Origin of the sequence: Brevibacterium sediminis (assembly GCF_024895295.1) — a bacterium.
Taxonomy (GTDB): Bacteria; Actinomycetota; Actinomycetes; order Actinomycetales; family Brevibacteriaceae; genus Brevibacterium; species Brevibacterium sediminis.
Window position 1 is genome coordinate 52,451 of record NZ_JAHQRN010000011.1, and the last position, 25,415, is coordinate 77,865.

Here is a 25,415-nt window from a genome sequence, read left to right on the forward strand (position 1 = left end):
CCTCTTCGCTGTCACGCAGAGCCTGGACCCTCCATGCGAGAGTCTGGGACCTCAGTGCCCTGCCGCGTGTTTCGCGTTCTCTCGATCGAGTGCACGCAGGGCGAGCAGGCCGCGCACGGCGGCGATGGGCTTCACCAGCGGCTGTTCACCGAATCGGTAGTCTCCCCCGCGGACCAGTCGTCGTGCCAGGTCCGGGCGCATCTGCCACAGGTGGTCGCGGGCTTTCTCGGCGTGGTGGGAGTTCGAGACGATGCTGATCGTCGTGGCCGGGGTGAGCTCGCGGTCGATGATGGGGATCGCGTTGGCGATGTTCTCCCACGTCGTTGTGCTCTGCTCCTCCAGCACGGCTCGGCCGGTGAAGCCGAGTTCGTCCCGGGCGAAGCGTTCGAGGATGAGGGCCTCCGGTGTTCGTCCTGTGACGGCGCCTCCGCAGAAGATGAGGAGAGTCGACCGGGCTGTCGGATCGATCGACCGCAGACCCGCGCGGACCCGGAACCGGTTGATTCCGTTCGGTCGCTGACCGCGGTTGGCATATCCGAGGACGATGATGATCTGGTCGCTGTCGGCTGTGGTCTCGTCTCTGCCTGCCGCGGTCAGGGCCCGAACGCCTGGACTCGACCACCGGTCGCTCCGTGATCGCCGGCCAGCAGAGGTATCACAGTCTCCCAGCCGACGGTGGCTCGATCGCCAGTGCGCTGCCTCGGCGAAGGCGAAGACGCCGGCAAAGACAGCAAGGGCAGAACCGGCGAGTAGGCGGACCGGCATTGAAAAAGGCACTCTCATATCGAGAGTGCCTTGATCGCCCTGAGCAGGATCATTCGCCGCGTTGGCGCTTCTCCCACCGGTCTTCCATTCGGCTCATGAATCCGGAGTTGCCCTTGGCACCGGTCTTCGCTCCGGAGTTCCGAGAGTCCGTCTGAGTGGTGTGCACATGGCCGGGACGGCTGAACGCCCAGTACATTCCGGCGACCATGAGGCCGAAGCCGACGACGCCGAGGGCGATCCACCATGCGGAGTTGGACACGAGCGAGATCGCGAGGATCGTCGCGGCCAGCCCGGCGAGTGCGATGAGAATACCGAGGACGAAGCGCTTCGCCGAGAAACCGGGCCCCGTGGCAGCGGCCTGGGTTTCCGAGATATTCCGGGCAAAACGAGGGTCTTCACTGCGCAGCTGCTTCTCAAGTTGATCCAACAGCTGCTGTTCGTGATCGGAGAGTGGCATCTCGAACCCCCGTTTCGCTTCCCAAGTCTTTCCCCCAATCATAGTCTCTGAGGGCCGAAAAAACATCTCCGGGGGCCGTCAGGAGCCGGATTCCCACGGGGTCTTCAGACTGTGCTCCCGCTCACCCGCTCTCAGGCCTCGGGGCGTTTGCGCAGAAGCGAGGCCTGCGAGATCGCTTCGCTGCCGAATCGCCGCCTCACCTCGTCGAGGGCGACCTCGGCTTCACGTCCGGAATGTTCTGGTTCGTCCAAGGTGGCCTGCCGTCCGGTGACGGCGAAATCGCTGAGGCCGGCGGCTCGGACGCCGAGCAGCCTGACTCCCTGGGAGCGCTGCTCACGCAGTTTGCGCAGAGCCGGGCGCAGCGCCTCGTACATCTCCCGGGCCAGATCCGTCGGCGCCGACAGAGTCACAGACCTCGACAGAGTCGTGAAATCGCCGAGACGGTACTTCAGACCGAGGCTTGTGGCGACCTTTCCTTCTGCGCGGACTCGGTAGGCGACCTTGTCAGCGAGGCGCAGCAGTTCGTGTTCGAGCACGGCGACGTCCCAGATGTCCTCGCCGAAGGTGTTCTCAGCACTGATCGAGTGTTCCTTGGCCTGGTGGTCGAAACCGGACGAGTCCTGACCGTGGGCAGCCCGCCACAGCTGATGGCCGTGCGCACCGAAGACTCGTGCGGCCCAATCCTCGTCGACTGCGGCGAGGTCGCCGATGAGGCGGATTCCATAGCGGAAGAAGCCCTCCTGCGTCTTCTCCCCCACCCCGGGCAGGGCTTCGATGGGCATCGGGTCGAGGAACTGCTGGGTCGCGGCTGCGGGCACGAGCAGCTGGCCGTTCGGCTTCGCCCTCGTCGAGGCGAGTTTGGCCACGACGCGGCTGACGGCGATGCCCACCGAGGCGCTCAGACCGGTGCGCTCCTGGATCTGGGCTCGCAGCTGGGTGGTGATCTCCACCGGAGAGCCGAGCCGGCGCACGGCTCCGGAGACATCGATATAGGCTTCGTCGACGCTGACCTGCCGTACGTCGGGGGTCACCTCGGCGACGAGATCGAAGACTTGGCGGGAGTACGAGGAGTACAGGCCGTGGGAAGGCGGGATCACCTCGGCGACGGGGCACAGGTTCATGGCCCGCGACATCGGCATCGCCGCATGGACTCCGAACTCGCGGGCTTCATAGCTGGCCGAGACGACGACTCCGCGTCCGCTGCGTCCGCCGACGATGACGGGGCGGCCGACGAGATGCGGGCGACTGAGCAGCTCGACGGAGACGAAGAACGAGTCCATGTCGAGGTGGAGCATGGTGGCGCCGGAGTCGTCCGTGCCCAGACGGCTCAGATCACCTCCGGATCGTGCCAGCTGCTTCCGACTCATCGCCTGCCCCTCGCGCTTGTTCCTTTCGGCTCCGCCGAACAGTCCAGGTACTCTTGAAGCATGGTATCGCGCACCGCTGTCATGACACTGCCCATCGTTGCCGCGCTCGCTCTCGCGGGCTGCTCGGGAAACGGTGGAGACAAGGCCGAATCGACCCCTTCGGCTTCTCAGGAGGCCCCTGCCTCCGCATCCCCTGCCGAATCCGAGACCGCCTCGGCCGAAGCATCGACCGAGGCCACAGGCTCGGACCCCGATACATCGAACGATGTGAAGGATCTGCCCGAGTACATCAAGCCGTACCCGGATTCCGAGGTGCTCTCCGCGTCGAGCGTCAAGGCTCACAACGACAAGGACAAGAAGCTGCCCGAACAGGTCAGCCTCGTCGTCAAGGCGAAGGCCGATGCCAAGGACATCTTCGAGTTCTACGAGAAGGAGCTCGGCAAGGCGGACTTCGAACGCCTCGGCGAAGAGGTGAAGACGAAGAGCGCCCGCGTGGTCAACTTCAAGCACAAGGACAATGACAGCGTCCTCGTCGTCACGGTCGCCGAGGATTCGGAGGACAAAGCGAATTCGATCGTGACCGTCGGCGGAAACATCGGTTCATGACCTCGCACAGATCGGGGATGACCGGCGACGCCCCTGAGCCCGGCCCGTCCACGGCACCCGGCTCGGCCGACGCCCCTCCCGCCCTCGTCGAGTTCCTCGACTCTCCCGAGTCCATCGCCGCCGAGGTGTCCCCCCAACTGGAGGCCTTCCTTGCTGAGAAGGCTGCCGAGTTCGAGGCGATCTCACCCGATGCGACAGCGATCGGCGACGCGCTCATCGAGTTCACCCGCGGCGGCAAGAGGATCCGCCCCGTCCTGCTGTGGTGGGGCTTCCAGCTCGCCGGCGGTGACGTCCGCGCCGGCGAGGCAGGCGGGACCACAGCCGACCGGACAGCCGGCTCCGCAGCCGACGTCACCGCGGGTCTGGCGCAGGCGGCCGGTTCGCTCGAGCTGCTCCACGCCGCCGCGCTCATCCATGATGATGTCATCGACAATTCGGACACCCGTCGTGGTCGGCCGGCCCTGCACCGACAGTTCGAGGCCCACCATCAGCGCTCCGGCTTCCATGGCGACGGCGCGTCCTTCGGCGTCTCCGCTTCCATCGTCATCGGCGATATCTGCCTGGCGCTGAGCGAGGAGCTCTTCGAACGATCGCAGGAGGCCCTGGGCAACAGCCGCACGGCCCTCGAGCTGCGCGGAACAGTGCGCCGAGATGTCATGGTCGGCCAGTACCTCGACGTACTCGCCGAGGTCATTCCGCTCAGCGACGACCGGATCGCCGAACGCGCGTGGGAGGTCCTGAGCTATAAGTCCGCGAAGTATTCGGTCGAGCAGCCGCTCCTCCTCGGCGCGGCCCTGGCCGGAGCGGATGGTGGGCAGCTGCAGGAGATCTCCGCTTTCGGCCTCCCCCTCGGACAGGCGTTCCAGCTGCGCGACGATGTGCTCGGCATCGCCGGTGACCCCGAGGCCACAGGCAAACCCGCCGGCGACGATATCCGGGAGGGCAAACGCACCGTGCTCATCGCCGAGACCGCGGCCCGGATCTCGGCGGACCAGCTCGAAGTCCTCGCCGCGCGGTTGGGCGATCCGGATCTCAGCGACGCCGAGGTGGCCGAATGCGTTGACATGATCACGGACTCGGGCGGTCTCGCCGCCGTCGAATCCTTCATCGCGGATAAGCATGCCCACGCAGCGACGATCGTCGATACGTGGGCAGAAGCCGATGCCGGTGCAGGTTCAGCGGCAGGGCCGACCGCCTCGGCGCAGGTGCGCATCGGATCGGCCGCACAGGAGCGACTCAAGGGTTTTGCGAAAGCGCTGAGCTACCGCTCCAGCTGAGGCCGGCGAACAGGTCTGCTCGCTTCGAGGGTGCCGCGTTGACCACGTCAAACGCTGCTCACCTCAAGGGTGCTGCGCTGCTCTCCTCGAGCCCGCGCAGATCAGAACGCGAGGGCTTGAGCGCGGCGGCGCACTTCCTTCTTGTTACCCGAGCGAAGCAAGTCGATGGGCCGGCCGGGCAGGGACTCGTCATCGGTGAAGAGCCACACGATGGCTTCTTCGTAGTCGAATCCGGCGTCGTAGAGGGTGTGCAGGGTGCCTTTGAGCGGTTTGACGACCTCGCCGTCGACGAAGAAGGCCAACGGAACCCGCAGAACCTTCGGATTGCCGATCTTGATTCCGCAGATGGCGCCGTCTTCGAGCAGCCTCCGCACTTGGGAGATGCCGAGCCCGGTGAGCTCTGCGATGTCGGGCAGCGGGGCCCAGTCCTGGACGAGTTCTTCGGTATTCACGCCCTCAAGCGTAGCAATATTCGGCAGAAACACCCCGCCATGCGGTGCCGAATGCTCGGGTCGAGCCCGCCTACTCGTTAGGCTGGAGACCGTAGCTTCCCCACTCGACATGAAGTCAACAGGTGACAGATGACACGACCGCGACGGCACAGGCCCGTCACCGCCGCTCCTGACATCCGCGCCGCATCGAAGGTGAATTCGACCGGTCCGATCCCAGGAGCCGAACGGGTCGACCCCGAAAACGACTCCCCCACCGAGGTGGCCCCCACCGCCGAATCCCCCGACGAGAACTCACCGGCCGTCTCGGCGACAACGAACCCGGGCTCTACCGTGTCCGCTGACGATCGGCCTCCCGCCGCCGCAGCAGAATCGGCCACCCCCGACGATCAGTCCGATGACGGCGTCGAGGACGCAGCCACCTCGAGCACCGGTCCGCAGTGGATCTCGGGCACCGCGAGTGCCACCGTTCCCGTCACCCACGGCGGCCGCACATACAAGGTCAAGCAGGGCGACACCCTCTACGGTGTGGCCAGCAAACACGGCGTCTCAGTGCCCGCGTTAGCCGAACTCAACCGCATCTCGCCGCGTCAGAACCTCCACCAGGGTCAGGTCCTGTCCCTGCCGGAGAAGAACGATCTGCCCGATGATGATCCCTCACACGTCGTCGCCCCCGGTGACACCCTGCAGGGGATCGCGGCGCGGCACGGAATCTCGCCGGCGACCCTGCGGCAGGCCAACGCCATGGGCGATGACTCGTTCATCACGGTCGGCGAACTCCTCCTGCTGCGTCCGTCGAAGGCCCGCCCGCGTCGCACCCCGGCCGAACCGCCGAGCGACGTCCCCCGCGTTGCCGCCAGCGCGCAGGTCGAGGGCATCCGCCCCTCGGTGCTCCACGCGGCGCGACTGAACAAATACACTCTGCTGCACCGCCGCCATCCGGCCCCGGCGCAGGCGAAGTTGCTCGTCGCCTCGCTGGCTGTCGAGCTCGGCGCCGATCCCGCCCTCATGCAGGCCCTCGCCGCTGCCGAATCCGGTTTCCAGCACACGACGGTCTCGGCCGGCAACGCGATCGGGATCATGCAGATCACTCCCCGATCCGGTCGCTGGGCGTCCGATATCGTCGGTCGCGGACTCGACCTGCTCGACATCGAAGACAATATCGTCGCCGGCACCGTCATCCTCGGCTGGCTCATCGAAACCGCCGAATCGGAGAACGAAGCCATCGCCGGCTACTACCAGGACCTGCGCTCGGTTCGCGCCGACGGACTGCTGCCGGAGACGAAGGCCTTCGTCCGCGCCGTCCAACTGCAGCGTGCGCGTTTGGAGGAGGCCCTGTGACCGCCCGCCGAGATCCCCTCATCGGCACGGTGCTCAATGAGCGTTACCGCATCGATGCCAAGATCGCCCGCGGCGGCATGGCCATGGTCTACCGCGGCACCGACCTGCGACTCGACCGTGAGATCGCGATCAAGGTCATGCATGAGCACCTCATCTCCGATGACACCTTCGTCGAACGCTTCCGCCGGGAGGCCATCAACGCCGGTCGGCTCACCCACCCGAACCTCGTGGCCATCCACGATCAGGCGCGCGACGGCGACATCGTCTACCTCGTCATGGAATACCTGCCGTCGGTGACGCTGCGCCGCGAGCTCAAGCACCGCGGAACCTTCACGCCCAGACAGGCGATCGTCGTCCTCGATGCGATCCTCGCCGCGCTCGAGGCCGTGCACTCGACCGGGATCATCCATCGCGATCTCAAACCCGACAATGTGCTGCTGGGCACCGACGGTCAGGTCAAGCTCGCCGACTTCGGTCTGGCCCGTGCCGTGACCACGGCAACGACGACCAAGACCCTCATCGGCACGGTCGGCTATGTTGCTCCCGAACTCGTCACCCGAGCCGGAGCAGATGCCCGCACCGATCTGTACACGGTCGGCATCATGTTCTACGAGATGCTCACCGGCGCTCAGCCGTATACCGATGACGTCCCGATCCAGGTCGCGTACCGTCACGTCCACGATACGGTTCCGCCGCCGTCGGACGTCGTCACCCGCCTGAGTCCGCGCTTGGACGCGCTCGTGCTGTGGGCGACGTCGAAGGACCCCGAGGACCGCCCTGCCGATGCCGCCGAGTTCCGCTTAGCGTTGGCAGAAGCGCGTGCGGAGATGTCCGAGGCCGAGCTCGACCTCGGAGATCCGCAGATCGCCACCGGTGAGCACTCCCCAGTGCTCACCGCGAGCATCGACCTCGGCGAGGAGGTGCCGAAGGAGAAGCGCTCCCGCACCGACGAGATCCCGTATCTCGAAGGCGAAGAGGACGACACCGAGGGAGACACAGGTGCGGCTGATCCCGACGATGCCGATGACGACGAGTCCTCCGCCGAGGCGGCTGCCGCGGAAGCTTCCCACGACGATGCCGACGGGGTCGACGGTACCGAATCGGACGACTCTGATCCTGACGATGACGCCGACTCCGATGACGCCGATCGTGACGATGACGACCACACGGACGGTGCCGCCGGCGCGGCCGCCGTCGCTGCGGCCGGAGTCGGAGTAGCCGGCGCAGCAGTTTCCGGTGCCGGTGCCGCCTCGGAATCCCCCGACGCAGACACGACGGGCGCGGAAGCCGCAGGCGCTGCCGCCGATTCAGCTGATTCTGACGCTTCGGACGGTTCCGCTGATCGAGAGGACTCCGACGACGAACCGGTGTCGAAGGATTCGGATTCCGACCGCCACGATAAGGCTGCGGTGGTCGCCGGCTCCGCGGCCGCCTCGGCGGGGGCATCTCCCGTCCGACGTCGCCGACGTCGTGTCCTTACGGGACTCGTCGCCGTGGTTGCCGTCCTCGCTCTGGTCGCCTGGTTCGTAGTGGCGAACCTGCCTACACCGAAATCCATCGTTCCCGGTGAGTTGGCGGGTAAGCCCGTCGGGGAAGTCACCTCGCAGCTGGAGGACAACGATCTCAAGGCCGAGCCCAAAGAGGTCTTCGACGACAAGGTTCCCGCCGGGACTGTCATCGGCACCGAACCCGTCAGTGGTGCGGAGCTGGCCCCCGACTCTTCCGTCACGGTCGTCGTGTCCAAGGGTGAGGAGAAGTTCGCGGTTCCGAAGCTCGAGGGCACGACCCGCGACGAAGCAGAGGCCGCGCTGAAGAAGGTCAACCTCGAGGTCGGCAAGGTCGAGGAGAAGTACAGCGACACCGTCGCCAAGGACTCCGTCATCTCGGCATCCCAGAAGGCCGGAACCAAGCTGTCGAAAGGCGAGAAGATCGATCTCGTCGTGTCCAAGGGCGTCGCGCCGATCCCGGTTCCCAACGTCGAGGGGCTGACCTTCGACGCCGCCTATGCGACCCTGGCCAAGCGCGGATTCCGCGTCGGCAAGGACGAGGTGTTCTCCGACGACGTACCCAAGGGCAAGGTCGTCTCGCAGTTCCCGAAGAGCACCGAGGCGAAGCCCGCGAACTCGCTCATCATCGTCCGCGTGTCCAAGGGCAAGGAGAAGAAGGAAGACTCCGACTCGAAGGATGACAAGAAGGACGAGAAGGACAAGAAGTCTGACGACAAGAAGGACGACGACAAAGACAAATAGGAATCGTCGGTCAGGCACGACGGGTCGGACAGGCACGACGGGTCGGTCGGGCGAAGATGATTCCCGTCGGTCGGGCGACAAAGCCGGGGGCTCCGCAGAGATTCTGCGGAGCCCCCGGCTTTGTCAGTGTTGGCGATTACTGCCGACGGGTGAGGTACTCGGCGACCTGGAACGCCATCTCCAGCGACTGATCGTGGTTGAGGCGCGGGTCGACGAGGGTCTCGTAGCGGCGACGCAGGCCCTCGTCGTCGATCTCGGTGGCCCCGCCCATGATCTCGGTGACGTCATCGCCGGTGAGTTCGATGTGCAGTCCACCGGGGATCGTGCCCGCCTCAGCGTGCGCGTTGAAGAATCCTTCGACCTCGGCCATGACGTCTTCGAAGCGGCGGGTCTTGTACCCGGTGTTCGAGGTGATCGTGTTGCCGTGCATCGGGTCGCAGACCCAGGTCACATGCGGCAGACGGTCGCCGATTCCCGACAGCAGAGCCGGCAGCGACTCACCGATCTGACCGGCACCCATGCGGGTGACGAAGGTCAGGCGGCCGGGCTCGGCGTCCGGGTCGAGTTTCTCGGCCAGGGCCAGGGCGTCATCAGCCGTGGCAGTGGGTCCGAGCTTGACGCCGATGGGGTTGCGCACCTTGGACAGGAAGTCGACATGGGCACCGTCGATCTCGCGGGTGCGTTCACCGATCCACAGGAAGTGTCCGGACACGTCGTAGGCTTCACCGGTGCGTGAGTCGATGCGAGTCAGTGCACGTTCGTATTCGAGCAGCAGCGCCTCGTGGGCGGCGTAGAACTCGGTGGTCTTGAGCGCATCGAAGTCGGCTCCGCAGGCATCCATGAAGCGGATGGCACGGTCGATCTCGGCAGCGGTCTGCTCGTAGCGCTGGTAGCCGGGGTTCGATGCGAGGAAACCGCGGTTCCAGTCGTGGACGAATCGCAGATCGGCGAAGCCGCCCTGGGTGAACGCACGGATGAGGTTCAGCGTGGAAGCGGAGATGTGGTACGCCTTGAGCAGACGTTCCGGATCGTGGCGGCGGGATTCCTGGGTGAACTCGTAGCCGTTGACGATGTCGCCGCGGAACGACGGCAGGGTGACTCCGTCACGGGTCTCCATATCGGCCGAACGCGGCTTCGCGAACTGACCGGCCATGCGGCCGATCTTCACCACGGGCATCGATCCGCCGTAGGTCAGCACGGCCGCCATCTGCAGAACCGTCTGCACACGAGCCCGGATCTTGTCCGCCTGGGCTCCGTCGAAGGATTCGGCGCAGTCGCCGCCCGCCAGGACGAAGGCTTCTCCGCGCGAGGCGGCGGCGATCCGCTGCTTGAGCACATCGGCTTCACCGGCGAAGACCAACGGGGGTGAGTTGCGCAGATCGGTGAGCACCTCGTCGAGCGCAGCACTGTCAAGATACGTCGGCTGCTGCTTCGGATCCATCTCTCGCCAGTCGTCGAGACCGCGGAGATTGTCGTGGCCGGCAGCGGCGATTTCTCTGTTGGACAGGACCGGATCGGTGTGGAGACTCAATGTTTCACTTTCATGGGTTTTCGGTACCGGTCTCGAAGTCCTCGGCCGAGACATTGTCGAGGAAGTCTCTGAACTGTGCGACTTCCTCTTCATCGGCCTCGGGGGCTTCGATTCCGGACTCTTCAAGCAATTGTGTTTCGACGAACACGGGGCAGTCGGCTGTCAGCGCCAGTGTCACCGCGTCCGAAGGGCGCGCGGAGATCGACTTCCCGTCATTCGTGTGCAGCTCTGCCAGGAAGATCTGACCGTCCTTGCCGGTGATCGTCACGTCCTGCAGCTCGGCCCCGTACTTCTCGAGGACGTCGAGCAGCAGAGCGTGCGACATGGGGCGCGGCGGGGTCAGTCCCCGCTGCGCGATCGAGAGCGCATTGGCTTCGATCGCACCGACCCAGATCGGCAGATAGTAAGCAGGTTCGCTGGCCTTGAGCAGCAGAATCGGTTGGTTGGCGGGCATTTCGATGCGGACGCCGACAACCTCGACTTCGACTTTTGACATTATCCCCCGGTCAGGAGCGCGGACGCTGCTGGAAGATCATTCGGAACTTGCCGATCTGCACATCGGCTCCGTTCTGCAGTTCGATGGAGTCGATGAGCTGACGGCCCACATAGGTGCCGTTGAGCGAACCCGTGTCGCGCAGAGTGAACCCGCTGGGAGTGCGGATGAACTCGGCATGCTTACGCGAGACCGTGACGTCATCGAGGAAGATGTCGGCATTCGGGCTGCGACCCACCGTGACCACGTCGGTGTCGAGCAGGATCTGTGAACCGGAGTCCGGTCCGGAGACGACGACGAGCAGAGCATCGGCGTCCTGCAGACCTTCGAGGTCGGGCACAGGGTGGATCTCGCCGGTGTGCGGATCCAGGATTCCCTGGAACTGCTGGCTGCCCGAATCGTTCATCGGGTCCTCTCCGCCGTTCGTCGGAGCGCCCTGCGGCTGTCCGCCCTGGGGCTGACCCGACTGGGGCTGGCCGGACTGCGGCTGACCATACTGGCCGGGGCCGGGCTGGCTGCCCTGCTGCTGATTGGGATCGAACTGGCCGTACTGGCCGGCACCGTGCGAACCGTACTGCTGCTGGCCGCCCTGCTGCGGATGGTTACCGTACTGCGGCTGACCTTGGCTGCCCTGAGGCTGCGCAAACTGACCGGCACCATTGGAGCCGTACTGCTGCTGACCCTGGCTGCCCTGAGGCTGACCGCTCTGCGGCTGGCCGCAGTTCTGCGGCGGATACTGATTCTGCTGAGGCTGATACTGCGGCTGCCCCTGACTGCCCTGACCCTGTCCGGCATACGGCTGATTCGCCGGCTGCGACGCACCATAGTTCTGTCCGCCCTGCGGGGTGCCGCCGAACTGCTGGCCGTTGCCATACTGCTGGCCACCCTGGGGCGTGCCACCGTAGTTCTGTCCGCCCTGGGGCGTTCCGCCGTAGTTCTGGCTACCTTGGGGCGTTCCGCCGAACTGCTGGCCATTGCCGTACTGCGGTGCCTGCGGGGCACCGTCGGCAGGCTGCTGACCGTAGGGAGGGGTGTTCCCCTGACCGTTCTGGTCGACCTGAGGGTTCATCCGAGTCGCGGACTCGTCAGCGCCATTGCCGTTTCCGGCCCCGAACGGGAACTTCTTCGACTGCGGGACCTGTCCGTTGTCATACCAGGGCTGCGAGGGGGTCGGACGATTCTGATCGTGGTTCTGCGACATTACGCCTCCTCGCTCTGAATGAGCTCTTTGTACGTCTCGCTGTCCATCAGCGATTCGAGCTGTGTGGGGTCACTGAGTTCGACGAGATACATCCACCCGTCTTCGAAGGGAGACGAGTTCACCGTCTCCGGTGAATCGTCGAGTGAGTCGTTGACCTCTGTGACGGTCCCCGACACAGGTGCGATCAGATCGGAGACACTCTTCGTACTCTCGACTTCGCCGCAGGACTCCCCTGCGGTGACCGAATCCCCGGTTTCAGGCAGGTCGACATAGACGACGTCACCCAGCTGTTCCTGGGCGAAATCAGTGATACCCACACGGACTACTGCGTTGTCTTCCGTGGTCGCGACCCACTCGTGGTCGCGCGAGTACCGCAAAGACACTGGATAATCCAGATCTGCCATGTCGACTCCTCTAGTTTGTCGGTGTACCAAGCATAGCCGCCTGGGCCACTTTCATAACAATCACGAAACGGAAATGTTACTGAGTCACCCTGTCAGGCATCTGCAGGACCCGCTTCTTCGGTATCTACCTGGGATGATACCTGTTTTTCGAAGGTCACGGAACGCGGTTTTGGCAGTTGGCCTCCGATCGGTATAAGCTAGTTCTCGTTGCCCACGAGGGAGTACGGTAACGGGCTATGGCGCAGCTTGGTAGCGCGCTTCACTGGGGGTGAAGAGGTCGTGGGTTCAAATCCCGCTAGCCCGACCACCCGGGTCATCACCCGCTTTCAATAGAATTCAATAGAATGTGTCGCCACTTCGCTGAGACGAAGGAGCGGCACATTTTTCGTTCCCCGAACCTGTCAGCCCCGCGTTGTGGCGACGTCTATTCAATCCAAGCCAGGGGACTTGACTCGAGCCAGGGAACATCCCGCCCACGCTCGTCAGGTCCGACGGACGTCCAAGCGGTTCGCGAAGACCACGGTCAGGAGGCCGACGAGCACGAGGATGCCGAGTCCCCACCGCAGTCCCGCTCCCGTGGCGACGACCCCGACCAGCGGACTCGTCCCGAGGTACCCCACCCGCATCAGCCAGTTCACCAGCGTCACTCCCCCGGCACGCCCGACACCGGGCAGACGAGCGGCCGCTCCCAGTGCGCCGGGCACGAGCGTCGCTGACCCGAATCCGAGGGCACCCATCGAAACGAGCAGCAGAACGGGTTCCTGGGCTGCGATGATGCCGACTCCGCCGACGGCGATGAGTCCGCCCCCGAGGCGCGCGATCCGACCGGCCCCGAACCTCGTCACGAGCACGTCCCCGCTGAATCGTCCGAGGCATTGGCTGCCGATGACGACGCTGAAGGCGATCCCCGCCGAGGCGGCCGGAACTCCTGCGAATTCGACCGCAGCCAGCCCCGCCCAGCTGTTCGCAATGTCCTCGACCGCGGCACCGCAGATCGCGACGATCGCCAAGGGCAGCGCCGCCCAGAGGACCATCCGTTTCGATCGCCCCACGGCCCGGTCTCCGCTACGGCCCTCAGGTGCGGCATCGGAATCGGCGACCCGCCTCGGCGAGGCGTAGTCTCCGATGAGGCGGCGTCCAACGAAAGTGATGACCACGGCGGCGACACCGATGAGCCCCAGCCACGCCCGCATGTCGGCACCGGAGCTGGCGGCCGCGGTTGCGGCGGCTCCGCTGAGCAGACCGCCGAGGCTCCACAGCGCATGCATCGACGACAGGATCGTGCGACCGGCTCGCTCCTGGATGGAGATGCCGACGACGTTCTGCGCGACATCGACGATGGCATCGCAGCACCCCAACAGGAGCAGACAGATCGCCATCATCACGCCGTTGACCGACCACGCCGTCGCCGAGGCGGCCACACCGAGCATCACCGTCCCAACGATGACGACACGGTGCGCTCCGAATCGGGCGATGAGGGCGGCGGGCAGGACCGAGGACAGCAGCGACCCGCCGGCGAAGCAGGCGACGACGAGGCCGAACTGCCAGGAGCTCAGTCCGAGTCGGTCGACGAGCAGCGGATACCACGGCAGGAGAGCGGCGAAGACCGCACCGTTGCCGGTGAAGTAGAGGCCGACGCCGGCTGCGGCCCTCACTCTGCCTTGACGACTTTCGCCGCGCGCAGGTCACGTCCGGCCTGCCCGAGGATCACGAGCGCGACCAGGACTCCGAGCAGAATCCACCACAGTGAACCGGTCATGAAGATGAGCACCATCGAGGCGAGTATCGGCACCAGACGGCGCAGCGACCACCACACGTAGCCGCCGAAGCTCGGCATCGCCACATTCGCCGAATCTGCGACGGACTTGACCATGAAGTTCGGTCCGTTGCCGATGTAGGTGATGGCCCCACCCATGACAGCGCCGAGCGAGACCGCGATGAGCAGGGTCTCGGGCACTCCCGCCACCTTCGGTTCACCCGGCACCTGGGCGGCCATCTCGAAGAAGGTGACATAGGTGGGAGCATTGTCGAGCACGGAGGACAGACCGCCGGTGAAGATGAACAGGGAGATCTCGCCCAGCGGGATCTTGTGGGCGATCTGCCCCAGGTACTGCAGGGCCGGCATCATCGTGAGGAAGATGCCGATGAAGAGCGACCCGACCTCGAGGATCGGCGTCCAGGTGAATTTGTTGAGATTGAACCGTGCACCGCGGTCACCGACGAGGAATGACGTCACCGCGGAGACGAGCATGACGAGCTCACGCCACGGCACGAAGTCCGAGGCGCTCGCATGTCCTGTTTCGATCGCATGCAGGTCGACCGAAGGGATGAACGCGACGGCCACGATGATGATCGCGAGGAACAGCAGACCGCTGGCGCCGCGCAGGCCGAGTTTCGTCACATACTCGGCATCTTTGGCCAGCGCCTCGGCCGGTTCCTTCGCATACATCTTCTTATCGAGTGCGAAGTAGCTGATGAGCAGCAGGGCGTTGACGAACAGCCAGTACGGCCAGAGCCCGAATGTCCATTCGAATGGCACTCCGCGCAGCATTCCGAGGAAAAGCGGCGGGTCGCCCAGCGGTGTGAGCAGACCGCCGCAGTTCGCGACGATGAAGATCGTATAGATGACGGTGTGGGTGCGGTGCTTGCGGTCCTGATTCGTGTTGAGGATCGGGCGGATGAGCAGCATAGCCGCACCCGTGGTGCCGATGAACGAGGCGAGCACACCGCCGACAGCGAGGAAGATCGTGTTGTTCCGCGGAGTCGCCTTGATGTCGCCGACGAGGAAGATTCCGCCCGAGGCGACGAAGAGGCTGCCGATGAGCATGATGAATTGGAAGTACTCGAGCAGCGCGTGGATGACGGTCGTCGACTCTCCGCTGAGCAGGAACCACACGGCGATCGGCACACCGAGGATGAGCGCGACGATAAGCTTGACGAGGTTGCGATCCCAGATCTTCTCCGTGGCCGGAATGAGCGGGAGCACCGCGATGCATCCGAGCAGCAGAACAAACGGAATGATGCTCCACCAGGCCACGACCATCCGGGGACTCCTTTATTCAGTGTCGACGAGCAGGCTCGTCCAGTCGACGTTGACGCTGTCTTACTCTACTGAACTCGCGCAGCGCATCGGACCACGGTCTGCCACACGGACGCAGCGTGCCGCACGGACACAGAGAGCCGCGGGCGACGATCGTTCAGTTCGCCGAGGTGGCCGGCAAGTCAGCAGGGGTGCCGGTCAGTTCGCCGAGGCGGAGGTCGACTCCTCGGCGGGAGTGCGATCCTTGCGCAGTCCGATGAGCAGACCGCCGATCGCGACGACGAAGACGAGACCGAGCCCGACGGTCAGTCCCGGTTCGGCCTGGTAGGCCTTGGCCACTGCTTTGAAGCCGAGGAACCCGACGGTCGAGTAGATGAGCGCCCACAGCGATCCTCCGACGGCGAGCGCCGGGACGTAGCGGCGGTAGCGCATCCCCGTGGTTCCGGCAGCGAGGTTGACCACGGTCTGCAGCCCGACGGTGAGGAAGCTCAGGGCCACGACGGGCGCCCCGAAGCGGTCGATGGTGTCCTCGGCGCGGCGGTATTTGGGTCCGGCCATGATCTTCTCGACCCGGTGGAACTTGCGGATTCCCTTGCGGGCGAAGCGGCCGAGGACGAAGGTGCCGCCGGCGCGGACGACGATGATGCCGAACATGATCAGCCATGTCACTGCGATCGGAAACGACCAGTCGAGCGGATTCATCGGTGCGGCGCACTCCTCACTCTGGGCATTCCGCTGCGCGGACGCACTGCGGCTTCACGGATCGGTCGCTCCCATCATAGCCCCGTTAGGTTAGGTTTTCCTCACAGAGCGGCCGGCCGAGACCGATCTCACCCACCGAGGCGGTGACCGCTCAGACGCGCCCACCATCGAGGTAGACCGAGTTGACCCGGTTCTCGATTCCACGGACGTCGGCGGTGCGCAGGTCGCCGTCCACGACGACGAGGTCGGCCAGTCCGCCCTCACCGATTCGGCCGACCCGATCTTCATCGAGCAGGCGGGCTGCCACGGAGGTTCCGGCGGCGAGCGCCTCCGTCGTGGACAGTCCCACCTCGGCCAGCAGGCTGATCTCTTCGAGGTTCTCCCCGTGCGGGCCGACTCCGGCATCGGTGCCCAGCGCGATCGGGACTCCTGCTTCGTGGGCCCGGCTGATCGACTCCTGGTGGGCGTCGACGACGCGTCGGGCCTTGTCCACGACGGAGGCAGGCAGCCCGGCACCGGCATCGGCGGCCTTGATGACGGCCTGCGGGGCCTGCAGGGTCGGGACAAGGAAGGTGCCGTGCTCGAGCATGAGGTCGATGGCTTCGTCGTCGAGGTAGATTCCGTGTTCGATCGAGCGCACCCCGGCACGGACGGCGTTCTTGATTCCCGGTGCGCCCTGCGCGTGGGACATCACATACGCGCCTTGGGCGGCCGCCTCGGCGACGATGACAGCGATCTCGGCTTCGGTGAATTGGGAGTGCCGCGGATCGTCGCGAGGGGAGAGCACTCCCCCGGTCGAGCAGATCTTGATGTGGTCGGCCCCGGCCCGCAGCAGTTCGCGGGTCTTCTTCTGCACCTCTTCGAGTCCGTCGGCGACGCCCGAGGGCCGGCCGGGGTGCGGGGCCAGGAAAGGAGACTCCGCCCCGGAGACGAGGTGGAAGTCTCCGTGGCCACCGGTCTGGGACATGATGTTGACGGCGATCGTCAGCCGCGGACCGCGCACCACTCCGGTCTCCACGGCGACCTTCGCACCGAGGTCTGTGCCTCCGGCATCGCGCACGGTCGTCACTCCGCCCTTGAGAGTGGCTTCCATATTCTTCACAGAGTTATAGAACTGGAGCGAGAACGGGTCGTGGAAGTTCGAGGTGGCTGCCGCGCCGCTGCTCGTGAGGTGGACGTGGCAGTCGATGACTCCGGGGATGATCGTCTTCCCCGCGCAGTCGATGTGGTCGTCTCCGGCGTTGTGCGAACCCTGCCCTCCTTCCGCCACCGAGGCGATCCGTCCGCCGTCGATGACGACGTCCCGGGTGCCGGGCAGAAAGCGAGTTCCGTCGAAGACCGTGGCGTGGGTGAGAACTGTGACCATGGGCGTGCTCCTCATCGTTGAAAATCAGCTGGTCGACCGTGAACGGCCGTCCCCTCACATCTATCACGAACGACCTCTCCGTGACGATCAGGGCGGTGACACGGAGAACCGTGACTTAAGATCAGACATCGGAACCGGAACGCGCACTGTTCGCGCCCCGACCCGTGTTCACGTCCGCGACACCTTCCTGGGTTATGGTCACCGGCGGTACCGGTCGGCCCGGCGCCGATCAGCTCCCGAACGACCCGGAAGACACGTGAGAGAATACGCACCGCAGTTCCCGTCCCCCGTAAGGCCCCGTGAGGACCGCACCCTCATCGACGTCCTCCTCGAGTCGGCCGCCGCGCATCCCGATCAGCCGGCCCTCGACGACGGCACCCGGGTGCTCAGCTATTCGGAGCTCATCACTGCGATCCGCGATCTCGCACTGGAGATGGCCGAGACCGGGATCGGCCCCGGTGACAAGGTCGGCGTCCGTGTCCCCTCGGGGTCGGTGGATCTGTACCTGGCGATCCTCGCCACGCTCATGCTCGGCGCGGCCTACGTTCCCGTCGACGTCGACGATCCGGATGAGCGGGCGCGCACCGTGTTCGCCGAGGCGGCCGTGACCGGAGTGATCACCGCCGGACCACACATCGAATCCCGCACCGACCGCGGACCCCTCGACCGTTCCGAGCTGCGGTCCCCCACTCCCGATGACGACTGCTGGGTGATCTTCACCTCCGGGTCGACGGGCACCCCGAAGGGCGTTGCCGTCACCCACCGTTCGGCCGCGGCCTTCGTCGACGCCGAGGCGGCCCTGTTCTGCGTCGAGGAGCCGCTGGGTCCCGGCGACCGCGTTCTGGCGGGACTGTCCGTGGCCTTCGACGCCAGCTGCGAGGAGATGTGGTTGGCATGGCGGCACGGAGCATGCCTGGTCCCGGCCCCGCGTGCGCTGGTGAAGTCCGGGATGGATCTGGGTCCGTGGCTGTCGTCGCGGCAGATCACCGTCGTCTCGACCGTGCCGACCCTGGCCGCGCTGTGGCCGGCGGAGAGTCTCGACAATGTCCGCCTCCTCATCTTCGGCGGCGAGGCGTGTCCACCCGAACTCGGACGGCGGCTCAGTGATGATGACCGCGAGGTGTGGAACACCTATGGTCCCACCGAGGCGACCGTCGTCGCCTGTGCCGCCGTGCTCGACGGATCCGAGCCGGTGCGCATCGGCCTGCCGCTCAAGGGCTGGGACCTGGCCGTCGTCGATGCCGAGGGCGTGCCCGTCGCCGATGGAGAGACCGGTGAGCTCATCATCGGCGGGGTCGGTCTGGCCCGCTATCTCGACCCGGCCAAGGACGCCGAGAAGTTCGCCCCCATGCCGAGTCTCGGCTGGAACCGGGCGTACCGGTCGGGCGACCTCGTCGTCAACGATCCGGCCGGGCTGATCTTCGTCGGTCGTGCCGACGAGCAGATCAAGCTCGGGGGCAGGCGCATCGAGCTCGGTGAGATCGATGCCGCCCTGCAGGCTCTGCCCGGAGTCGAGGGTGCCGCGGCGGCGGTGAAGAAGACCGCGGCCGGCACGGACGTCCTCATCGGCTATCTCGCCCCCGGTGCCGGTTCCGGCGAGGCCGATCTTTCCGCCTGGGAGGCCCGACTGCGTGACGAGCTGCCGGCCGCGCTCGTTCCCCGTCTGGCTCTCGTCGAGGATCTGCCCACGAAGACCTCGGGCAAGGTCGACCGCAATGCCCTGCCGTGGCCGCTCGATGACGGCGCCGAGGCGGCCGGATCCGATGAGGTCTTCGACGAGGACACGGAGTGGGTCGCCGAGCAGTGGGCCGCGGTCCTCGGTGCCCGACCCGGCAGCGCTACGGACTTCTTCACCGCCGGCGGCGGTTCACTGGGAGCAGCGCAGCTCGTGTCCCGGCTGCGCACCCGCCATCCCAGCGTCACCGTCGGCGATATCTACGCCCATCCGCGCTTCGGCGCCCTGTCCAGGCTCTGCCTCGGCGAAGAAGGATCCGGCATCGGACCGACGGGTCCCAAGCGCACGATCACACGCACCTCCCGGGGGATGCAGGCCTTCCAGGTTCTGCTCGGGATCCCGGTGCACATCCTCGGCGGGGTTCGGTGGGTGGTGCTGGCGATGCTGGCGGCAAATATCGGTGTCGGACTCGGTGCGGATCTGCCGCTGACTCCGTGGCCGGTCATAATCGTCCTCTTCCTCGTCTTCGTCACCGCCTGGGGACGAATGCTCATCTCTGCGGGAGCGGCGCGTCTGCTCATGATCGGGATCCGGCCCGGGGACTATCCGCGATCGGGCTGGGTGCACAAGCGACTGTGGCTGGCCGAGCATATCGCCGATCTTGCTGCGGCGGTCTCGGCGGCGAGCGCACCCTGGGTGACCTGGTATGCGAAGCTGTTGGGCAACCGCATCGGGCCCGATGCCGATCTGCACTCGGTGCCGCCGGTGACCGGTTTCCTCACCCTCGGCGAGGGTGCGGCGGTCGAACCCGAGGTCGATCTCAAGGGCTGGTGGGTCGATGGCGATCTGCTGCGCATCGGACCTATCGACATCAGTCGCAATGCCACGATCGGCGCCCGGTCGACGCTCATGCCCGGCGCCGAGGTGGGCGTCGGGGCCCTCATCGAAGCCGGATCCGCAGTGACCGGGCGGGTGCGGAAGAATCAGATCTACTCGGGTTCACCGGCCGTGCGCGTCGGGAAGGCGAAGAAGTCCTGGCCTGCTCCCCCGCCTAGGCGGCGTCTGCCGTTCCTGTTCTATGCCATCGGTTCGCAGATCAATGCGCTGCTGCCGTATCTCGCTGTGGTGCCGGGCATTGCCTTGATGCTCGCGCTGTCCGGGATCGAGGTCGTCGAGTCGCCCTGGCTGCTGGTGGCGTGGTCACCGGTCGTGGCCTGCCTGTGGTTCTTCACCACTGCACTGTTCATCCTCATCGCTGTGCGGATCCTGGCGATCGGCATGGAAGAGGGAGAGTTCCCTGTCCGCTCGGCCCGCGGTTACCGGGTGTGGGCGACGGAGCGGCTGCTCGACATGGCCCGGGACCTGCTGTTCCCCCTCTACGCGTCGATGCTCACCCCGTGGTGGCTGCGCCTCCTCGGTGCGAAGGTAGGTCCGGGCACTGAGATCTCCACCGTTGTCTTCGTTCCGAAGATGACGACGATCGCGGCCGGTGCCTTCCTCGCCGATGACACCATGGTCGCCAGCTACGAGCTCGGCCACGGCTGGATGCGGGCGGGGCGCGCAAAGGTCGGCAAACGTGCCTTCCTCGGCAACTCGGGAATCGCCTCGCCCGGTCGCAGGGTGCCGAAGAACTCGCTGGTCGCGGTGCTGTCGGCGGCGCCGGCGAAGGCGAAGAAGGGGTCGTCGTGGCTCGGCTCTCCTCCGGTGCAGCTGCGCCGCGCCGCTGTGGAATCCGACGAGTCGCTCACCTATGCCCCGACCTTCGGGGTCAAGGCCGCCCGTGCCTTCTGGGAGACTCTGCGGATCTCATCGATCATCGCCGGCGGTGTGCTCATCACCGCTGTCGTGCTCACCATCTGGTTCTTCCTCGGTCTGCCGGGCGGGGTGGCCGCTCAGTCGACGACGTTCCTCGCCTCCGTGCTGCTGGCCCTGCTCACCTCGGGGATCGTCATGATGGCTGCCGGTGCCGTGGCGGCGGGACTGGCCGTGGCTGCGAAATGGATCCTCGCCGGTCCGATCCGGCCCGGGGAGCATCCGCTGTGGTCGTCATTCATCTGGCGCAACGAGGTCGCCGACTGCTTCGTCGAACTCGTGGCCGCCCCCTGGTTCACCCGGAACGCCGTGGGCACGCCGGCGATCGTGTGGTACCTGCGGGCGATGGGTGCGAAGATCGGGCACGGCGTATGGTGCGAGTCCTACTGGCTGCCGGAGGCCGACCTCGTCGATCTCGGCGACAACTCGACAGTCAACCGCGGCTGTGTGGTCCAGACTCACCTGTTCCATGATCGGGTGATGAGCCTTGATACCGTTCAGCTCGATCCCGGCGCCACCTTGGGGCCCAACAGCGTCATCCTCCCGGCCTCCACACTGGGCGAGAACGCCACGGTCGGAGCGACGTCGCTGGTCATGCGCGGCGAATTCGTGCCGGCCCATGCCTACTTCAGCGGCAATCCTGTCATACCCTGGGTGGATGCCCCAGAACTTCCCTCACTCGAAGAAGAAGGCCGCGACGAAGACGGCCGCGACAGCGCCGGCGGAAGTGCCGCCGGCGACGACGCAGGCTCCGACGGCGACCGATCGAGCCGATCGCATGCTTGATTCCTATACCCAAGGCGTCGGCAACGCGGACCTTCACATCGACCACTACGATCTCGACCTCGACTATCGGATCGGTCCGAATCGGCTCTCCGCCAGGGCGGTGCTCAAGGGACGCGTCCTCACGGAAACTTCGTCGATCGTCCTCGATCTCACGGGTCTGCGGGTGACGAAAGCCAGCGTCAACGGCAAGAAGGTCCGCTTCTCCGCACGAGGGAAGAAGCTGCGGCTGACGACCCCGGCGCTGAAGAGCGACCAGCCGGTGGTCATCGACATCAGCTACACGGGCAATCCGGAACCGGCGATCGGCACCTGGGGAGACGTCGGCTGGGAGGAGCTCGAAGACGGGGTGCTCGTGGCCGGTCAGCCCGTCGGTGCCTCGACCTGGTTCCCGTGCAATGACCATCCCTCGAACAAATCCCAGTACAGGGTCTCGGTGCTCGTCGAGTCCGAGTACACAGTGGTGTCCAATGGGTCGCTGACGAAGAAGACGCGCAAGGCAGGGCGGACCCGCTGGACCTATGAGTCGACGACTCCCCTGGCGACCTATTTGGCGACGGTGCAGATCGGTCGCTACAAGTACGGGCAGATTCCATTGAGCTCCGGTGCGACGAGGTTCGGCGCCACAATGCGCGGGGCGGCGAAGGATGCCGTTGCCGGTTCGGCCAGAGACGCCCTATCGAGCGCTGTCCGAGGAGTCGCCGGCGCTGCCGGCAAGGACGTGTCTGTTCACGATTCGTCGGGCAAGCGAACGAGGCACAGCCGGACAGAGTCCTCTGTTCCCCTCGGCGTCTATGCCGATGATCATTGGGATGTGGCAGTCGAACGCCTCGGTGTCCAACACGGAATGATGAACCTGTTCATCGACCGCTTCGGACCCTATCCGTTCGACGTCTATGACGTGGTCGTGACCGATGATGTGCTCGAGATCCCGCTTGAGTCGCAGCCGCTGTCCGTGCTCGGTCCCAATCATCTGGGACCGGAGTGGGAGGCCGAGCGTCTCGTCGCCCACGAGATGGCGCACCAGTGGTTCGGAAACTCGCTCACACCGTCACGGTGGAGGGACATCTGGCTCAATGAGGGCTTCGCCTGCTATGCGGAGTGGCTGTGGTCGGAGGAGTCCGAGCGTGCGAGTGCCGATGAGCGTGCGCGGCAGTGGTGGGAGGAGCTGTCCGCTCAGCCGCAGGACATCTTGCTCGGTGATCCGGGTGGGCCGGACATGTTCGATGACCGCGTGTATAAGCGCGGTGCCCTGTGCCTGCATGCTCTGCGCATCGAACTCGGCGATGCGGAGTTCTTCACCGCCGTCGGCGAGTGGACGAAGCGGTACCGTCATTCGTCGGTGAGCACCGAGGAGTTCATCCGCTGTGTCTCCGAAGTGGCAGAGCGTGATATCGCCGAGGTGGTCCGCCCCTGGCTCGAAGAGCTCGAACTTCCGGAGCTTCCGTAAAGAGGTCAGGGACCTGAGGAGCTGACTGCGCCTCAGCCGAGCTTGCGGACGAGCACGTCCGAGTCGCCGTTGCGTCCGACGGACACGAATCCGTGGTCGGCGTAGAGTTTCGCCGCACCGTTGCCGTCCTCGACGGACAGGCTGACGGCGGGAAAGCCGCTCATCCGCGCCAGAGCGCAGACCGTATCGAGAAGGGCGCCGCCGATTCCCTGCCCCTGGTGGTCGGGCAGCACTGCCATCGAAAGTTCAGGGATGTCGGCTGCGACCCAGCCGTACCCGGTGAAGGGCATCTGCTCATCCGACGGCGTCAGATCGACGGCCGCGGACTCGGCGGCCTCGGACTCGGCGGCTGCGTTGTCTGCGTCAGCGGACCCGTCGGTGTCGGCACCGGCCGGTGCATCTGAACCTAAGCCAGCCCCAGCATCAGCCTCAACCTCAGCGTCAGCGTCACCCTCGGGCACGACTTCGCTGCGGACCACCTCGGTGCCGGTCTTGTCCAATGCTGCGGCGAAGTCTCCGCCCACCTTCTCATCGGCCCTCCCGACGACATCGTCGATATCGGCCAGACGCACCCAGGCGAGTCCGACGATCGGCGACTGCGCATCGGCTTCGGCGTGCGCGGCGACGGCGATATCTCCCTCTCGTCCCCAGCCGCGGTAGTAGAAGACGGCATCGCTGCGGTAGCGGAGGTCCTCGAGTTCGATTCGGGGCCTGTCCATCGACCAGTTGAAGCACAGATCGAGGAAGGGCAGGAAGGTCTCGTCATCGGTCTCGGCCGGGAGCGGACGGATCCGTCCGCGCAGGGAGGCGGCGGCCGCCTCGGCGGAGGTGTCCGGCGAATCAGCGGAGGTGTTCTGCGAATCATGAGCGTCAGTGTGTGCAGCGTTCATGAGATTCCTTTCTCGACGGCGCGTTCGATCCACGCCCGGTTGCGTACTCGCCAGCCCAGTGTCAGGGCGCGGAAACCGACGAATCCGATGCAGAAGCCGGCCCAGAGCCCGGGTGCTCCCGGCCAGATGCTGATGATCGGGATGAGCAGAACTGCGTATCCGATCACAGCGACCAATTGTGCCAGAGCCAGATACTTCGCGTCCTCAGCTCCCATGAGCACTCCGTCGAGGACGAAGACAAAGCCTGCGATCGGCATGCTCAAGGCGAGGACCGGCAGGAGGGCGGCCAGTGCCGACACCACGGCCGGGTCCGAGGCGAAGGCACGGGGGATGATTCCGGAGCCGGCGAACAGGACGACGCCGACGACGATGCCGAAGACGATCCCCCACAGGCACAGTCGGCGGTTGATCGCGGCGACCGCCTCGGTGTTCTTCGCCCCCAGCTCGAGGCCGATCATCGCCTGGCCCGCGATGGCCAAGGAATCGAGGGCGAGGGCGAGAGCGAAGAAGATGCTCTGAGCGACCTGGATCGCGGCGAGGTCCGTCGTGCCCATCGCCGTGGCCAGGAAGACGAGGAGGATGAGGGCAGCACGCAGCGAGGCGTTGCGCACCAACAGCCATCCGGAGGTCTTCGCCGAGGTGAACACGCCTGTCCAGTCAGGGCGGATGCTGGCGTGGAGGCGACGGGCCGCGCGGATGGAGATGGTGAGGTAGACCGTGCACATTCCGGCCTGCGCGATGACCGTGCCCATCGCCGATCCCGCGACTCCCATGTCGAGGCCGTAGATGAAGATGGCGTTGAGGCCGATATTGGCGATGCAGCCGGCGGCCGCGACGAGCAGCGGGGTCTTCGTGTCCTGAAGTCCGCGCAGCAGTCCGGTGGCCGCGATGACCATGAGCATGAATGGCAGCCCCCACCATGAGATCGCAAGGTAGGAGTGTGCGCCCGCGGTGATGATCGGATCCGGGTCGAAGGCCTCGATCGCTGTATTCAGCAGGGGCAGCCCGATGATGATGAGCAGGACGGAGGTTCCCAGTGCCAGCCAGATTCCGTCGAATCCGGCCGTGATTGCGCCAGGCCGGTCCCCCGATCCCATCCGTTTCGCCACCCGCGGCGTCGTAGCATAGGCGAGGAAGATCATCAGACCGAGCACCGTCTGCAGGATCGTCGAGGCGATCGCCAGCGATCCCAGGGCACCGGCACCGAGGTGGCCGACCATGGCCGTGTCCGTAAGCAGGAAAATGGGTTCGGCGATCAGGGCTCCGAGTGCGGGAAGGGCCAAACGGAGAATATCTTTGTCGATCGCTGCCACGTCCCCGATTCTAGCGAACCGGTGGTGCGGTGAGTCCGTCGCGATCGATCACTGCAGAGCAGTTGTGGGTTCAAGCCCGATCGCAATGTCGTGTCAGTGCCGAACTGTAGATTCAGAGGACAAACTTACCAGAGTCGATAAAGATGACTACCAATCGATTCTGATCGCATCTGCTAGTTTGCGTGTTCTATTTGTAATCGTATTGTTATGTGAATTCATAGCGGCGGATCATATAATTGAGATA

Annotated in this window: 20 protein-coding genes and 1 tRNA gene; 7 read left to right on the plus strand and 14 right to left on the minus strand. The window is 65.6% G+C overall.

Features of this window, described 5'->3' with window-relative positions; all coding sequences use genetic code 11:
- Positions 1 to 51: 51 nt before the first annotated feature.
- From KTJ89_RS18395 to dinB, 3 genes are all read right to left on the minus strand, one after another.
- Positions 52 to 765: a YdcF family protein gene (locus KTJ89_RS18395; protein WP_259358853.1), complete on the minus strand. Its 714-nt coding sequence runs from the start codon at positions 763 to 765 to the stop codon at positions 52 to 54.
- 49 nt (positions 766 to 814) lie between these two features.
- The gene (locus KTJ89_RS18400; RefSeq protein ID WP_172170027.1) at positions 815 to 1,222 is read right to left on the minus strand and encodes a DUF3040 domain-containing protein; all 408 of its coding nucleotides are present in this window, start codon (positions 1,220 to 1,222) and stop codon (positions 815 to 817) included.
- Between the two features lie 131 nt (positions 1,223 to 1,353).
- Entirely contained in the window at positions 1,354 to 2,589 is a 1,236-nt protein-coding gene (gene dinB / locus KTJ89_RS18405; protein ID WP_139908260.1) for a DNA polymerase IV, read from the minus strand.
- Between the two features lie 60 nt (positions 2,590 to 2,649).
- On the opposite strand from dinB, the gene KTJ89_RS18410 reads away from it, so the two are divergent.
- Both KTJ89_RS18410 and KTJ89_RS18415 read left to right on the plus strand, forming a co-directional pair.
- Positions 2,650 to 3,195: a hypothetical protein gene (locus tag KTJ89_RS18410; RefSeq protein WP_229664119.1), complete on the plus strand. Its 546-nt coding sequence runs from the start codon at positions 2,650 to 2,652 to the stop codon at positions 3,193 to 3,195.
- Entirely contained in the window at positions 3,192 to 4,472 is a 1,281-nt protein-coding gene (locus KTJ89_RS18415; protein ID WP_259358854.1) for a polyprenyl synthetase family protein, read from the plus strand. Before KTJ89_RS18410 ends, KTJ89_RS18415 begins: the two co-directional genes overlap by 4 nt.
- Before the next feature lie 101 nt (positions 4,473 to 4,573).
- Here the strand turns inward: KTJ89_RS18415 and KTJ89_RS18420 are convergent, their stop codons facing one another.
- Entirely contained in the window at positions 4,574 to 4,924 is a 351-nt protein-coding gene (locus KTJ89_RS18420; protein WP_259358855.1) for an Rv2175c family DNA-binding protein, read from the minus strand.
- A gap of 129 nt (positions 4,925 to 5,053) precedes the next feature.
- On the opposite strand from KTJ89_RS18420, the gene KTJ89_RS18425 reads away from it, so the two are divergent.
- Positions 5,054 to 6,262: a lytic transglycosylase gene (locus KTJ89_RS18425; RefSeq protein WP_259358856.1), complete on the plus strand. Its 1,209-nt coding sequence runs from the start codon at positions 5,054 to 5,056 to the stop codon at positions 6,260 to 6,262.
- Positions 6,259 to 8,511 (plus strand): protein kinase domain-containing protein, encoded by a 2,253-nt coding sequence (locus KTJ89_RS18430; protein WP_259358857.1) that lies wholly within the window; start codon positions 6,259 to 6,261, stop codon positions 8,509 to 8,511. The genes KTJ89_RS18425 and KTJ89_RS18430 overlap by 4 nt, the downstream gene beginning before the upstream one ends.
- Positions 8,512 to 8,647: 136 nt before the next feature.
- Here the strand turns inward: KTJ89_RS18430 and KTJ89_RS18435 are convergent, their stop codons facing one another.
- From KTJ89_RS18435 to gcvH, 4 genes are read right to left on the minus strand one after another with little or no spacing between them, the layout of a single operon-like run.
- Positions 8,648 to 10,042 carry a class II 3-deoxy-7-phosphoheptulonate synthase gene (locus KTJ89_RS18435; RefSeq protein WP_259358858.1) on the minus strand — a complete coding sequence of 465 codons (1,395 nt, stop codon included), beginning with the start codon at positions 10,040 to 10,042 and terminating at the stop codon, positions 8,648 to 8,650.
- A 10-nt stretch (positions 10,043 to 10,052) separates the two neighbouring features.
- Positions 10,053 to 10,538, minus strand: coding sequence for a bifunctional nuclease family protein (locus KTJ89_RS18440; protein WP_101546269.1), 486 nt, complete (start codon positions 10,536 to 10,538; stop codon positions 10,053 to 10,055).
- 10 nt (positions 10,539 to 10,548) lie between these two features.
- Entirely contained in the window at positions 10,549 to 11,736 is a 1,188-nt protein-coding gene (locus KTJ89_RS19290; RefSeq protein WP_310650310.1) for an FHA domain-containing protein, read from the minus strand.
- A complete protein-coding gene (gene gcvH / locus KTJ89_RS18450) occupies positions 11,736 to 12,140 on the minus strand; it encodes a glycine cleavage system protein GcvH (RefSeq protein ID WP_139469750.1) in 405 nt (134 codons plus the stop codon). Before gcvH ends, KTJ89_RS19290 begins: the two co-directional genes overlap by 1 nt.
- 230 nt (positions 12,141 to 12,370) lie before the next feature.
- Here gcvH and KTJ89_RS18455 point away from each other — a divergent pair.
- Positions 12,371 to 12,447: transfer RNA gene (locus KTJ89_RS18455), tRNA-Pro, on the plus strand.
- A gap of 175 nt (positions 12,448 to 12,622) precedes the next feature.
- On the opposite strand, the gene KTJ89_RS18460 is transcribed toward KTJ89_RS18455, so the two are convergent.
- The 4 genes from KTJ89_RS18460 to KTJ89_RS18475 all read right to left on the minus strand — a co-directional run bounded on the left by KTJ89_RS18460 (position 12,623) and on the right by KTJ89_RS18475 (position 17,248).
- A complete protein-coding gene (locus KTJ89_RS18460; RefSeq protein ID WP_259358859.1) occupies positions 12,623 to 13,795 on the minus strand; it encodes an MFS transporter in 1,173 nt (390 codons plus the stop codon).
- The gene (locus KTJ89_RS18465; RefSeq protein ID WP_139469748.1) at positions 13,792 to 15,183 is read right to left on the minus strand and encodes a sodium:proton antiporter; all 1,392 of its coding nucleotides are present in this window, start codon (positions 15,181 to 15,183) and stop codon (positions 13,792 to 13,794) included. Before KTJ89_RS18465 ends, KTJ89_RS18460 begins: the two co-directional genes overlap by 4 nt.
- A gap of 195 nt (positions 15,184 to 15,378) precedes the next feature.
- Positions 15,379 to 15,882, minus strand: coding sequence for a DedA family protein (locus KTJ89_RS18470; protein ID WP_139469747.1), 504 nt, complete (start codon positions 15,880 to 15,882; stop codon positions 15,379 to 15,381).
- A 151-nt stretch (positions 15,883 to 16,033) separates the two neighbouring features.
- Entirely contained in the window at positions 16,034 to 17,248 is a 1,215-nt protein-coding gene (locus KTJ89_RS18475; RefSeq protein ID WP_181271732.1) for a metal-dependent hydrolase family protein, read from the minus strand.
- Positions 17,249 to 17,504: 256 nt separating this feature from the next.
- Here KTJ89_RS18475 and KTJ89_RS18480 point away from each other — a divergent pair, with 256 nt between their 5' ends.
- Together KTJ89_RS18480 and KTJ89_RS18485 are read left to right on the plus strand one after the other, a co-directional pair.
- The gene (locus tag KTJ89_RS18480) at positions 17,505 to 21,521 is read left to right on the plus strand and encodes a Pls/PosA family non-ribosomal peptide synthetase (RefSeq protein WP_259358860.1); all 4,017 of its coding nucleotides are present in this window, start codon (positions 17,505 to 17,507) and stop codon (positions 21,519 to 21,521) included.
- Complete coding sequence (locus KTJ89_RS18485; protein ID WP_259358889.1) at positions 21,514 to 22,968, plus strand: M1 family metallopeptidase; 1,455 nt, start codon at positions 21,514 to 21,516, stop codon at positions 22,966 to 22,968. The genes KTJ89_RS18480 and KTJ89_RS18485 overlap by 8 nt, the downstream gene beginning before the upstream one ends.
- 32 nt (positions 22,969 to 23,000) lie before the next feature.
- Here KTJ89_RS18485 and KTJ89_RS18490 read toward each other — a convergent pair whose 3' ends face one another.
- Entirely contained in the window at positions 23,001 to 23,858 is an 858-nt protein-coding gene (locus KTJ89_RS18490; protein ID WP_259358861.1) for a GNAT family N-acetyltransferase, read from the minus strand.
- Positions 23,855 to 25,171, minus strand: coding sequence for an MATE family efflux transporter (locus KTJ89_RS18495; protein ID WP_172170060.1), 1,317 nt, complete (start codon positions 25,169 to 25,171; stop codon positions 23,855 to 23,857). The genes KTJ89_RS18490 and KTJ89_RS18495 overlap by 4 nt, the downstream gene beginning before the upstream one ends.
- Between the last annotated feature and the right edge of the window lie 244 nt (positions 25,172 to 25,415).

Excerpts from the sequence above, each read along its gene's own strand:
- KTJ89_RS18395 (WP_259358853.1), bottom strand. The coding sequence starts at position 765 with ATGCCGGTCCGCCTACTCGCCGGTTCTGCCCTTGCTGTCTTTGCCGGC.
- KTJ89_RS18400 (WP_172170027.1), bottom strand. The coding sequence starts at position 1,222 with ATGCCACTCTCCGATCACGAACAGCAGCTGTTGGATCAACTTGAGAAG.
- dinB (WP_139908260.1), bottom strand. The coding sequence starts at position 2,589 with ATGAGTCGGAAGCAGCTGGCACGATCCGGAGGTGATCTGAGCCGTCTG.
- KTJ89_RS18410 (WP_229664119.1), top strand. The coding sequence starts at position 2,650 with ATGGTATCGCGCACCGCTGTCATGACACTGCCCATCGTTGCCGCGCTC.
- KTJ89_RS18415 (WP_259358854.1), top strand. The coding sequence starts at position 3,192 with ATGACCTCGCACAGATCGGGGATGACCGGCGACGCCCCTGAGCCCGGC.
- KTJ89_RS18425 (WP_259358856.1), top strand. The coding sequence starts at position 5,054 with ATGACACGACCGCGACGGCACAGGCCCGTCACCGCCGCTCCTGACATC.
- KTJ89_RS18440 (WP_101546269.1), bottom strand. The coding sequence starts at position 10,538 with ATGTCAAAAGTCGAAGTCGAGGTTGTCGGCGTCCGCATCGAAATGCCC.
- KTJ89_RS19290 (WP_310650310.1), bottom strand. The coding sequence starts at position 11,736 with ATGTCGCAGAACCACGATCAGAATCGTCCGACCCCCTCGCAGCCCTGG.
- gcvH (WP_139469750.1), bottom strand. The coding sequence starts at position 12,140 with ATGGCAGATCTGGATTATCCAGTGTCTTTGCGGTACTCGCGCGACCAC.
- KTJ89_RS18465 (WP_139469748.1), bottom strand. The coding sequence starts at position 15,183 with ATGGTCGTGGCCTGGTGGAGCATCATTCCGTTTGTTCTGCTGCTCGGA.
- KTJ89_RS18470 (WP_139469747.1), bottom strand. The coding sequence starts at position 15,882 with ATGAATCCGCTCGACTGGTCGTTTCCGATCGCAGTGACATGGCTGATC.
- KTJ89_RS18475 (WP_181271732.1), bottom strand. The coding sequence starts at position 17,248 with ATGGTCACAGTTCTCACCCACGCCACGGTCTTCGACGGAACTCGCTTT.
- KTJ89_RS18485 (WP_259358889.1), top strand. The coding sequence starts at position 21,514 with ATGCTTGATTCCTATACCCAAGGCGTCGGCAACGCGGACCTTCACATC.
- KTJ89_RS18490 (WP_259358861.1), bottom strand. The coding sequence starts at position 23,858 with ATGAACGCTGCACACACTGACGCTCATGATTCGCAGAACACCTCCGCT.